Annotated in this window: 11 protein-coding genes; 9 read left to right on the plus strand and 2 right to left on the minus strand. The window is 56.6% G+C overall.

Features of this window, described 5'->3' with window-relative positions; all coding sequences use genetic code 11:
- The 7 genes from VAE48_RS04325 to gatB all read left to right on the plus strand — a co-directional run.
- A partial coding sequence (locus VAE48_RS04325) for an aspartyl/glutamyl-tRNA amidotransferase subunit C (protein WP_322792093.1) occupies nt 1–319 on the plus strand: 319 nt, incomplete at its 5' end.
- 6 nt (nt 320–325) lie between these two features.
- Nucleotides 326–1,924, plus strand: a complete 1,599-nt coding sequence (locus tag VAE48_RS04330) for an amidase (protein WP_322792094.1) — start codon at nt 326–328, stop codon at nt 1,922–1,924.
- Between the two features lie 3 nt (nt 1,925–1,927).
- Complete coding sequence (locus VAE48_RS04335; RefSeq protein ID WP_322792095.1) at nt 1,928–2,896, plus strand: DNA-methyltransferase; 969 nt, start codon at nt 1,928–1,930, stop codon at nt 2,894–2,896.
- A complete protein-coding gene (locus tag VAE48_RS04340) occupies nt 2,880–3,437 on the plus strand; it encodes a BglII/BstYI family type II restriction endonuclease (protein ID WP_322792096.1) in 558 nt (185 codons plus the stop codon). Before VAE48_RS04335 ends, VAE48_RS04340 begins: the two co-directional genes overlap by 17 nt.
- Entirely contained in the window at nt 3,434–3,907 is a 474-nt protein-coding gene (locus tag VAE48_RS04345) for a DUF4870 domain-containing protein (RefSeq protein ID WP_322792097.1), read from the plus strand. The genes VAE48_RS04340 and VAE48_RS04345 overlap by 4 nt, the downstream gene beginning before the upstream one ends.
- On the plus strand, nt 3,900–4,361 hold the full coding sequence (locus VAE48_RS04350; protein WP_322792098.1) for a DUF4870 domain-containing protein: 462 nt from the start codon (nt 3,900–3,902) through the stop codon (nt 4,359–4,361). Before VAE48_RS04345 ends, VAE48_RS04350 begins: the two co-directional genes overlap by 8 nt.
- Nucleotides 4,362–4,383: 22 nt before the next feature.
- Nucleotides 4,384–5,838, plus strand: a complete 1,455-nt coding sequence (gatB, locus tag VAE48_RS04355; protein WP_322792099.1) for an Asp-tRNA(Asn)/Glu-tRNA(Gln) amidotransferase subunit GatB — start codon at nt 4,384–4,386, stop codon at nt 5,836–5,838.
- Nucleotides 5,839–6,086: 248 nt separating this feature from the next.
- Here gatB and VAE48_RS04360 read toward each other — a convergent pair whose 3' ends face one another.
- On the minus strand, nt 6,087–7,499 hold the full coding sequence (locus VAE48_RS04360; protein WP_322792100.1) for a glutaredoxin domain-containing protein: 1,413 nt from the start codon (nt 7,497–7,499) through the stop codon (nt 6,087–6,089).
- Between the two features lie 75 nt (nt 7,500–7,574).
- Entirely contained in the window at nt 7,575–8,936 is a 1,362-nt protein-coding gene (locus VAE48_RS04365) for a sensor histidine kinase (protein WP_322792101.1), read from the minus strand.
- A gap of 123 nt (nt 8,937–9,059) precedes the next feature.
- Between VAE48_RS04365 and VAE48_RS04370 the strand changes: the two genes are divergently transcribed.
- Nucleotides 9,060–10,217, plus strand: a complete 1,158-nt coding sequence (locus tag VAE48_RS04370) for a uroporphyrinogen decarboxylase family protein (protein ID WP_322792102.1) — start codon at nt 9,060–9,062, stop codon at nt 10,215–10,217.
- A gap of 255 nt (nt 10,218–10,472) precedes the next feature.
- Nucleotides 10,473–11,585 (plus strand): AmmeMemoRadiSam system radical SAM enzyme, encoded by a 1,113-nt coding sequence (gene amrS, locus VAE48_RS04375; RefSeq protein WP_322792103.1) that lies wholly within the window; start codon nt 10,473–10,475, stop codon nt 11,583–11,585.
- Nucleotides 11,586–11,731: the final 146 nt, after the last annotated feature.

Raw genomic sequence — 11,731 nt, forward strand, 5'->3', positions numbered from 1 at the left:
GACCGATCGAATTGACCCGCAGACCTTTGCTCATCTGGTTGATCTGGCTGCGCTGGAACTGGACGAACAGCAGGCCGAATACCTGCGCCGCGAGTTGAACGCCCAGTTGAGCGCCATTCACGAGCTGGAAGCCATCCCGCTGGAGGATGACCTGCCGATTACCTCGCACGGTGTACCCTATCCGCCCCAAATCAGCCAGCCGCCGCGCGCTGACGAGTGGCAGCCCTACCCCGACCCGCAGGAAATCATCGCTCAGGCGCCGGAGAGCGAAGCCGGTTATGTGGTCGTCCCCGATATTCCCCATACCACGCTGGAATGATGCCCCATGGAACTTTGTGACCTGCCTGCTTACGAATTGAGTCTGTTGCTGCGTCAGAAACAGGTTTCCGCGCTGGAAATTACCCAGTCCTGCCTGCAGCGAATTGAAAAGGTGGACGGCCGCCCCGGTCAGCTGGACGGCGGGCAGCCCACCCCCGAAGATGAAGAAAAAGTCCACGCCTTTATCACCCTGACCAAGAAGCGCGCCCTGGCGCAGGCCAACGCGATTGACCGCAAACTGGCTGCCGGCGAAGACCCCGGCCCGCTGGCCGGCATTCCCTTCACCGTCAAGGATATTTTCTGCGTGCGCGGCACCCCATCTACGGCTGCTTCGCGTATTCTGGCAAACTTTGTTGCCCCCTATACGGCCACACCGGTGGAGCGCATGGAAGCAGCCGGTGCGGTGCTGCTCGGCAAGGTCAATCTGGACGAGTTTACCTACGGTTCGTCGAACGAATCCAGCGCTTTTCAGCCGGCGCCGCGCAACCCGTGGAACCCGGCCTATGTTCCCGGCGGCTCATCGGGCGGTTCGGCTGCCTCGGTGGCAGCCGGTGAAGCGCCCCTCTCGCTCGGCACCGATACAGCCGGTTCCATCCGTCAGCCGGCGGCTTTTTGCGGTGTGGTGGGTGTCAAGCCGACTTACGGGCGGGTTTCGCGTTACGGGTTGATCGCCTTCGGCTCCTCGCTGGACTGCCCCGGTCCGCTGGCGCGCAATGTGGTGGATGCCGCGCTGATGCTTCAGGCCATCGCCGGGCCGGATGCGCGCGATTCGACCACCGCCAATCTGCCCGTGCCGGATTATCTGGCCGCGCTCGAAGAAGGCGTGCGTGGATTGCGAATCGGGCTTTCGCCGGACTATTTTCAGATCACCTTCCCGGACGCGCACAGCGGTGAATACCGCCAGCAGGAACTGCCCGCCGAGATCGAAGCGCGCGTGCGCTACGCCGCCGGGGTGCTGGCTTCAATGGGCGCGGAAATCATCGAGGATGTCCCCATGCCCAACACCCGTTACGGCATTCCGGCTTATTTTGTCATCAGCCGGGTGGAAGCAGCCTCGAATCTGCACCGTTACGATGGGGTCAAATACGGCTACCGCACACCGCAGCCGGTCAGTGATCTGCGCGACCTGTACCGCAAGACGCGCAACGAGGGTTTTGGCCTGCAGCCCAAATTGCGCATTCTGATGGGGATGTATGTGAGCGCGGCGCAGTATTCGGCGCAGTATTACCGGCGCGCTTTGCGGGTGCGCACCCTCATCCGCCGTGATTTTGAACAAGCCTTTGACCCGGAAGGGAAGTATCGTCTGCATGCCCTGTTGACGCCGACTACTCCCACGACTGCTTTTGAGATCGGCGCAGTGTACGGCGATTCGGTGTTGATGCAGTATGCCGATCAGTTGACCGTGCCGGCCAATCATGCCGGGGTGCCGGGCGTTTCGCTGCCGTTTGGGCTGGATGAGCACGGCCTGCCGATTGGTGTGCAGCTGCTGGGCGCCGATTTCAGCGAACCGGTGCTGCTGCGCATTGCCCGCGCGCTGGAGCTGGCTACCGAGAGCGAGCCGTGGCGCAAACTGAAACCACAGGTTTTGAGAAATCTGGCGGGGTGAACGATGGGAAAGATAGAAATTTGCGAAACGTTTCGCGAAGAAGCTGAGTGTGTACTTTACCACGGAGATACACTGGATTTACTTCGTTCGATACCGGATGGGCGTATTCAGCTGGTAGTCACTTCACCTCCCTATAACCTTGGCAAGCCCTACGAACCGCGTCTTGATATGGATGTATATCTGGAACAACAGGAAGCGGTAGTTAAGGAATGTGTACGAGTTTTAAGTGAAGAGGGTAGTATTTGCTGGCAGGTGGGAAATCATGTCAAAAAAGACGGTGAAATAATCCCCTTGGATATTGTGCTTTATCCTTTGTTCAAGTCCTTTGGTCTTAAGCTGCGCAATCGTATTGTCTGGCATTTCGGGCATGGACTACATGCTTCCCGTCGTTTCTCAGGCCGTTATGAGGTGATCCTGTGGTTCACAAAAGGGGATGACTACCTTTTTAATCTGGATGCTGTGCGGGTGCCGCAACGATACCCCACAAAGAAATACTTCAAGGGCCCGAAGAAAGGACAGCTGTCGGGCAATCCGTTGGGTAAAAATCCTTCGGATGTTTGGGAAATTCCCAATGTGAAGGCGAATCATGTAGAAAAAACCATTCACCCATGTCAATTTCCAGTTGAATTGGTTGAACGTCTGGTGCTGGCGATGACTAAGCCGGATGATTGGGTTTTTGATCCATTTATGGGAGTTGGTTCGACTGCAATTGCAGCACTGATACACCAGCGACGAGTGGTTGGGGCTGAAATAATGCCTGAATATATTGAAATTGCCCGCCAGAGAATCAGGCTGGCAGAGGAGGGCCGATTGCGCATCCGGCCAATGGAAAGACAGGTGTTTGATCCGCAAGGAAAAAATGATGTTGTTCCACCAGTCTATGTTGAAATTGGGCAGCCCCAGCAAGCGAGTTTACTGGAAAACCGCACCTCTTATCTGGAGAGTCAAACAGACCATGAAAATCATTTATGAGTATTCCCATCTTGGGGGTGGTGAAATCCTCCAGGTTCGTTTCCCCAAAATTCGAGAGGAGATAAATTCGGTTATTCAAAAAGTAGGTGCGGTCAGGAGTAAGTTCAGTCTTGAAAAGAACAAACAGGGGCAGCGGCTGTTCTCACCGGTTGAAATGAATCGCCAATTTCGACAGCGTTTTCACGAACTGGGTTATCGAGAATTACGCGATCAATACACCATCGAATTGCCTGACAGTCCCATCAAGATCGCAAATGCCTACAAATCCATTGATTTTTGGAAAGAACAGGTTCTTATTGAAGTGCAATTTGGAAAATATCCTTTCATGTTTTATGATCTGGCAAAGTTCCAATACTTCTATAATGAAAACAAAGCTCAGGTTGGTGTAGAGATTGTCCCATGTCATCACCTTCACCGTCAGATGTCTTCGGGTGTGTCCTATGGAGAGCAGCTGATATTCGATATCGAACGGCTGCGAAGACACTTCCCCGCTGTTCCGGTTTTGGTTCTGTTGATTGATGCTGAAGAGGTACAAGGATGAGCCAGAATAACCTTTCTTCCGATGAGCGCTGGCTGGCGGCTCTTTCTCATGCTGCTGTTCTGATTCCTACCCTGGGGTTATTTGCCCCGTTAATCGTATGGGTAACCCGACGTGAGAAATCGGATTTTCTGCGTTTCCAGTCCCTTCAGGCGCTGACCTATCAGGTGATTCTGCTGCTGGTTTGGGTTGTGCTGGGGGTGTTGCTGGGGTTATTGTTTATAGCGATTTCGCTGACGACCGCCATTGTTGCCCTTTATCTCCAAAGCCAAACGCCTTTCATCATTCTGTCCATCTCTGAATTTGTGTTTTTCGCTTTCCTGCTGGTGCTGATGGGTCTGGGGGTGGTTTTGGGCATCATTGCCGCCATCGCCTGTCTGAACGGCAGCAATTTCCGCTATCCGCTGCTGGGCGGTTGGCTGGAAAAGTTGCTGCACCGTTCTTCCAAAAAGGAGAAAGTCCAGCATGACTGAAGAAACTCTGGCAAACGATTCCGAAGACCGCCTGGTTGCGGCCCTTTGCCATCTAGGTGCGTTTGCGCCCTTCTTTGGGATGCTGATGGCGTTGATTATCTGGCTGACCCAAAAGGCGCGCAGCCCGCTGCTGCGTTTTCAGGCTTTGCAGGCCCTGCTCTTTCAAGGGGTTGCCCTTGCGCTTTACTATCTGGTCAGCTTTGGGCTGGCAGGCGCCTATTTCGTTTTCGTTCTGCCGCTGATTGCGCTCAGTGAAACCGGCTGGGGTGACCGTGTGCCGTTCCTGCTGGTGCCGTTTTTGCTCCTGTTTTTCGGAATGATTCTGCTGGTGATTGCGGCGGCCTTTGTGTATGATTTGCTGGCAGCTGTGGCTGCGGTGCGTACGCTGCGCGGCAAAGAGTATCGCTATCCGTTAATTGGGAAATTAGCCGAAAGTTTGACCATCCGCCGCTGAATCCATCCTTGCGAGGTTCTTAATGACCGAATACGAAGCCGTCATCGGGTTAGAAACCCACATTCAACTCAACACTACCACCAAGATTTTCTGCTCCTGCAAAGCCGATTCGTGGAACGACCCGCCGAACACCAATATCTGTCCGGTGTGTACCGGAATGCCGGGCGTGCTGCCGGTGCTCAACCGCGCAGCCGTCGAAAAAGGGGTGCTGCTGGCAGCCGCCATGCACGCCGAACTTCGTCCGCTTTCTTACTTTGACCGCAAGAATTATTTTTATCCCGACCTGCCCAAAGGTTACCAGATCTCGAAATACGATCAATCGCTGGCCTTTCGCGGTTGGATGGATGTGCCGGTGCCGGCAGCTGCCGGCAAGACGGCCTACGTGCGGCGGGTCAATATTCAAAAATTGCATCTGGAAGAGGATGCCGGCAAGACCAAAAATGTCGGCAACCGCCGCTGGATTGACTTCAACCGCTGCGGTGTGCCGCTGATTGAGATGGTCACCGCACCGGATTTGCGCTCTGCCGATGAAGCCGCCCAGTACCTGATTCGCCTGCGCCAGTTGCTGCGCTGGCTGGGCGTTTCGGAAGCCGACATGGAAAAGGGTCACCTGCGCTGTGATGCGAATGTGTCGATCCGTCCTAAGGGGGCGGACTACCTCAACCCCAAGACTGAAATCAAAAATGTGAACTCGATTGAGGCGGTTCGGGATGCCATTGAGAAGGAAATTGAACGGCAGGCGCGCGAGATGGAAGCCGGACGGCGCATAGAAGCCTGGACGCTGGAATGGGACGAAGATGCCAGCGTGCTGCGTAAGATGCGCTCCAAAGAAACCGAAGCCGATTACCGCTACTTCCGCGAACCGGATTTACTGCCGCTGCGTCTGGATGAGCAATGGAAGCAGTCCATTCTATCCCGCCTGCCGGAACTGCCGCTTGAACGGCGGGCGCGCTTCGTTGAACAGTACGGGCTGCCGGAATATGACGCCGATATCCTTACCGGCGAGCGCAGTTTATCCGATTATTTTGAAGCAGCCGTCAAAGCCTTTGGCGGCGACCCGAAGAAGGTTTCCAACTACCTGATGAATGATGTGCTGCGGATGATCAACGAGAGCGGTAAAAGCGCCGCAGAACTGCGCCTGACACCGGCCTACCTGGCCCAGATCATCCAGCTGGCTGAGCGCGGCACGATCAACACCACCACCGCCAAGAGTCTGCTGCAAAAAGTGGAAGAGAGCGGCGAAGCGCCTCAGGTGATTGTCGAGCGCGAAGGATTGGCGAAGGTGAGTGACGAAGGCGCCATCCGTGTGGTGTGCGAGCAGGTGCTGGCAGCCAATCCCAAAGAGGTAGAATCCTACCGTGCCGGTAAGACGACCCTGATCGGCTGGTTTGTCGGGCAGGTGATGCGTCAGATGGGCGGCAAAGCCGATCCAAATCTGGCACGCCGCATTCTGGAGGAACTGCTCCATCAATCCTGAGCCGCCGCAACGGTGTTGCAACCCATTGGTCGAACGCCTGCCCTATCAAATTGAGCATATTTAGCCCCCTCCTGCCTCCCCCATAATCGCTACAGCGATTATGGGGGAGGTGCAGGGGTTGGTTATTCTGCCCAATCTGGGTTTTGCGCTTATCCCGAACCCACCATAACCTGAAGACGCAGATGAGCAAAGGATTTCTCTTTCTTCGCGTCTTGGCGTCCTGGCGTTGATTTGGTCTAATCGGCGGGCTATTTTTCAGGTTGTGAAGCCCGGCTTTTTCTGCCCGTGTGGCGCCGGCGCGGGTGGGCTTCCGTACCAATCCAAATTCCAAAACGCGGCAAGATGCGCCGGTGCACCAGCAGGATCAGACCCGTGACGGCGAACGCTGCCGCAAAGACAATCAGCGCAGTGTTGAGCTCATCCAGCAGGTTGGGGTTGAGCACCATCACCACCGCCAGGGTCAGCATCAGCACACCGCCGATCAGTTTCAGGATGCGCCCATGCTTTTCCTCCAGGCGACTGGCCTTGAGGGTGAACACGGCCACAAAGAAAATTGCCAGTTCGTCAATTTGATAAATGAGCATGTAGAGGAGCAGCAATACCACAAAAGTCAGCGGCTCAACCTGATTGGCAACCAGCAGGTTGCTCCACAAAACCGGAAAACCCGCCGTGCAGGAAAACTCAACCAGCGAAACCCCGGCTGCCAGCGCAATCGTCGCACCGATCAGGCCCCACAGGGATTGGCTGGCATCCATCACCCGCCGGATACCGCGCGCAATGCCGGGTTTCTTTTCATCGGCAATCGTGAACGAGAGGCCTTCTTTGTAAAAGAAATAATCCTTGATGTTGACCGCCGCAAAGAACAACGCTACCAGCGCCACCACCACCCGAATCCAGCCGACAAAGCTGATAAAAGTGAAAATGGTGAACAGCCCGGCAATGAACAGCGCATAAACCGCAGCCGTGACGGTCAGGAAGACGACGCCGATGATGACGACTTTACGGCGCGAACCGGTGTGCAGCGTCAGCGCCAGCAGCATGGTCAGTACCCACACCGAACAGGGGTTGAAACCGTCCACAAAGGCGATCAAGGCTGTGCTGACCGCCAGCGACTGGCGGCTGAGGTCCACCGTTCCAATCAGTGGCAGGGTGAGCGTTTCGGCCTGTGGTTGGGCTGCGGGGGTCGGCTGCGGGGCGGCGGAGGTTGGCTGGGCAGGGAAAATCACCCCTGCGCCGGCATCCGGGCAGCCCAGTTCACGGCACTCCATGATCACTTTTTCAATGTCCGGGTTGATGGATTTGTTGTAGCCCACCCAATGCTGCGTGCCGATGAAGATGGTCGGCACATAGCGGGCTTCGAAGCCGTAAGCAGCCGCCATTTTTTCGAACAAGACGCGGTTGTCTTCGTCATACCAGACCTCGTAGAAGCGCAGTTCTACCCATGGATAACGCTGCGCCAACCCTTCCAGATACGGCTTGGCTTCGGCGCAGTGAGGGCAGCCATCGCCCCAAAACATGTAGATGACGGCTTTGTTTTCCTGCGGCGGCTGCTCCTGCGCCTGCACAGGTACGCCGGCGTTCAGCAGGACAGCCAGCAGACCAATCGCAATTCCCCACCACAGGTTGGGGAAATGGTTTAACCATCGAAGTTTTTTATCCATCGAGGTACCTCAAGTCAGTATTGTCATAAATACAGGGATATACCGATAGGTAAACAGGATACTATGTGAATCTTATCACAAATTGGAGGAGCGTTTTGGAATTTCCACGAAAAAAGTTGCTCCTTCACCCGGCGCGCTGACCGCCCAAACTCGCCCGCCGACCCGCTCCATGGCTTTGCGGACAATGGACAGCCCTATCCCCGTGCCGGGATATTCATCACTGTGGTTCAACCGTTGGAAAATTTCGAAAATCCGATCATGGTACTGCATATCGAAGCCGATACCGTTATCCCGCACCCACAGGATGCGGCTGGTGTCGCGCTCTTCTCCGCCGATTTCAATGTGTGGCTGGGGCTGCTTTTGGGTGAACTTGAGCGCGTTTTCCAGCAAATTGTGCAGCGCCTGATACAGACTGGGATAGTCGTGATCTACGCTGTCAAAAGGCAGATTGACGCTTACCTGCACGGCGCGCGATTCAATATCGTTTTCAAATTCGTTGAGCAGGGTTTCAATCAAAGGCCGCATTTCAACCCGTCCCACTACCAGATTGCGCCGCTCCAGCCGGGAATATTCCAGCAGGGCATCAATCAATTGCGCCATTTGGGTTGCGCCGCGCCGGATGGCGTGTAAAAACTCGCGTCCCTCTTCGTTCAGTGAGTGGACATGGTCTTCCAGCAGCAAACGGCTGTATCCATCAATGCCGCGCAATGGGGCTTTCAAATCATGGGAGATCGAGTAGGCAAAGGTTTCCAGCTCGCGGTTCTTGCGCTGCAAGTCGGCAGTACGTTCGGCAACCCGCTGTTCCAGCTGCTGGGTCAGTTCGCGCAGAGTGCGCTCGGTTTGCAGCAATTCGCTGATATCGGCAATCGAAAAGACGGCTGCCAGTTTGCCCTCCCAGAGCAGCGTGCGGGCTGTGACGGTCACATCTACCTCGCGTCCATCCTTGCAGATGTGCCGGCTGGTATAACGGTAAATTCCGCCTTCAAGGAGGGCTTCAATCATCCCCGCTATTCCTGCCTGCTCCTGCGGGTGGCGCAGGTCAGAGAGCGTCAGGTCGGCGAATTCATCCCGGCTGTAGCCGTAAAACTGTTCGGCAGCCGGGTTGACCGCCAGAAAACGCAGGTCGCGCAAATCCACCACCCACAAGGGGGAGGGGGCTTGCTCAAAGAGGGCGATTCGCTGGCTGAGTAATTCTTCCTGCCGCCGGCTCAGGCGGATGGCATAAGCACGTTCCACGTACAGTAAAATGGCCATAGCCAGCACAAATCCAATGCCCTTGACGCTTTGCCAGCGTCCCAGTTGGGCCGCATCCTGCACCAGCCTTTCCAAAACGCGGTCGGAAAAGACAATCCATGCTCCCCCGATCAGCAGGTAGAGCAGAGCAACCCGCAGCGCAGGTGAAAAGATTCGGAAAAAGTGCTTTACAGGAGAAGTCATTAGGAAAACCAGCCCCCTCTTCCACAAACTTGCCGGTTTATATTTTTATACCATGTTTTTGATGTTGTTCACCCCCAAAAAAAGATTACAATTGGGGTGATTTTCAGGGCATTTGGAGGTTGCATGTCACTACTCACCCCTCGCGAACGCGTGCTGGCTGTCCTCAATCACGAAGTGCCCGACCGGGTGCCGATTGTGATCGGCGCCGATTTGACCACCGGCATTCAGGAACGCGCCTACCGCCGCCTGACGACTTATTTGGGACTGCCGCAGGAATATCAGCCGCTGTATGACTGGCCCGAACTGGGCGCTCCGCTGCCGGCTGAGGCGGTTTTGGAGCGTCTGCACTCGGATGTGCGCGGCATTCAAGATCGCTTTCCCGCCGAGACCTATGCGCGCAACCGCAGCCGCCCGCCCGGCAGCCCCTATGTGGATGATTGGGGCGTTGGCCAGCCGGAGATTGAGCCGGGAGTGTACTTCCCGGCCATTCACCCGCTCAAGGATACCCAACGGGTGGAAAATCTGGAAAGCTACCCGTGGCCGGACATGCACGACCCGACCCGCTTTGCTCACCTGCGTGCGGAAGCCGAACGTCTGGCTGCCGAAAACCGTTTTGCCATCATCGGCGCGCCGTGGCTGATGTCGCCGCTGGAGCGCGCCTTTCAGCTGCAGGGCATGCAGGCCTTCCTGCTCAATCTGGTGGATGCACCCGATTTTGCCGCTGCGCTGCTGCGAAAAATCACCGACCTGTGCAAGACCCACCTGACCCACTTTTTGGGGGAGGTGGGGGAATACCTCGATCTGATCATTCTTGCGGATGATTTAGGCACCCAGAACAGCCTGCTCATCTCGCCGCGCACCTACCGCACCCTGCTCAAGCCGCTGCATGCCGAATTGTTTGCGCTGGTGCGCCAGCACAGCCGCGCACGCATCTTCTTTCACTCGGATGGGGATGTCTTTCCGCTGCTGGATGATCTGGTGGAAATTGGCGTGCAGGTGCTCAACCCGATTCAGACCACCGCCGGACGGATGGCGAATTTGCAGGAGCTCAAACAGCGTTATGGGGAACGGCTGGTCTTCTGCGGAGCCATAGATACCCAGCGGGTGCTGCCATTTGGCACGGTGGAAGAGGTGCGGGCTGAAGTCAAGCGGGTCATTGAAATTCTCGGCGCGGGCGGGGGTTATTTACTTTCTTCGGTCCATACCATCCCCAACGAAACACCGCCGGAAAACATTCTGGCGATGGTGGACGCTGCCCTGGAACTGGCTCAATATGGTTAAACTACGCTGCAACCGCCGCTCAGCCAAATCACCAGCACGATCAGTCCAACACCAATCAGCGTAACGATTAATTTCCGTTCCATCTTCTCCTCCTGCCGGCGGGTCGGCTCCCGCAGCGGTGTGCGCAGCGATGGCGTGTGAAAGGGTGTTCTCCATTTTCAAGACGGAGGCTGGTCAGCCATAGTTCCATACGCTTGACCGTTTCGGTATAATGAAAGAGGACCTTTTTTACCGGTTTGTAAGGAGTGTGCAGAAATGGTTACCTTAGCCGAGCGACTGGATGAAATGACCCGCCCCGGTGAATTGTACGAGAAACTGGAAGGCGGAGCGGTGCGCTGTTACGCCTGCGCCCACCGCTGTCTGATCAAACCGGGGCGGCGCGGTATCTGTCAGGTGCGCTTCAATGCCGATGGCGAGCTGCGCGTGCCGTGGGGTTATGTGGCTGCTTTGCAGGTGGATCCCATCGAAAAAAAGCCCTTCTCGCATGTCCTGCCGGGTGCCGACGCCCTCACTTTTGGCATGTTGGGCTGCGATTTTCATTGCAGCTACTGCCAGAACTGGCTCACTTCGCAAACCCTGCGTGATCCGCAAGCCGGCATTGACCCGGAGTACATTCTGCGTATTTCACCGGAAAAACTGGTGGAATACGCCCTGCGCAACGGCGCTCAGGCAGTGGTTTCCTCCTATAACGAGCCGCTGATCACCTCCGAGTGGGCGGTGGATATCTTCCGGCTGGCCAAACAGCGCGGCCTGCTGTGCGCCTACGTCTCCAATGGCAACGCCACACCGGAAGTCCTCGACTACCTGCGTCCCTATCTGGATGCCTACAAGGTAGACCTCAAAACCATGCAGGACCGCCAGTACCGCAAACTGGGCGGTGTGCTGCAGCACGTGCTGGATACCATCCGCCGCGCACACGAGCGGGGCTTGTGGGTGGAGGTGGTCACGCTGGTGGTGCCCGGCTTCAACGACAGCCCGGAAGAGTTGTGGGAGGCGGCCCGTTTTCTGGCTTCGGTCTCGCCGGATATTCCCTGGCACGTGACCGCCTTTCATCCTGACTACAAGATGACTGACCCGCCGCCCACCTCGGCGCGCACCCTGCTGCAAGCGGCGGAAATTGGTCAGGAAGCCGGCCTGCACTTTGTTTATGCCGGCAACCTGCCGGGCAGAGTGGGGTCGCTGGAAGATACGCACTGCCCGCATTGTGGCGAAACGCTGGTGGCGCGGCGCGGTTATATCGTTACCGACTACCGCCTCACGGCGCAGGGCAACTGTCCGCGCTGCGGAACGCACATTCCCGGCATCTGGCACACCGATCCGCAGCAGGTGCGTTTGCATGGCTGGGGCTTCCCGCGGCCGGTGCGTTGAGGGCGCAGAAAGGGAACTCCGCCCCTGTTTGGGCGTCTTAAACCTGTGAACATTGCCGAACGCAGCACCTCATCCATTGCACCAATACCGCGCTGGCTGGTGGCGGGGTTGACCGCCGCCGTGCTGATTTTACTGGGCGGCTGGCT

It is taken from the genome of Bellilinea sp. (assembly GCF_034432615.1).
Taxonomy (GTDB): Bacteria; Chloroflexota; Anaerolineae; order Anaerolineales; family Anaerolineaceae; genus Bellilinea.